This is a genomic window from Neobacillus cucumis, assembly GCF_023715505.1.
Window position 1 is genome coordinate 1 of sequence record NZ_JAMBOH010000191.1, and the last position, 215, is coordinate 215.

General features: G+C 39.5%; 1 rRNA gene. It reads right to left on the reverse strand.

Features of this window, described 5'->3' with window-relative positions:
• A 23S ribosomal RNA gene (locus tag M3226_RS32060) occupies positions 1 to 109 on the reverse strand; the annotation flags it as partial.
• Positions 110 to 215 lie beyond the last annotated feature (106 nt).

Below are 215 nucleotides of genomic sequence, written 5' to 3' on the forward strand. Positions count from 1 at the left end.
CTCCGGATCAAAGCTTACTTACAGCTCCCCGAAGCATATCGGTGTTAGTCCCGTCCTTCATCGGCTCCTAGTGCCAAGGCATTCACCGTGCGCCCTTTCTAACTTAACCTAAAAGGTTTTACTCTATTTAAATAGAGAATATTCTAAAATGGCGATTTTACTCGGTTTTTACTTGGTTTCTTCTATACAATTATCTAGTTTTCAAAGAACGAATT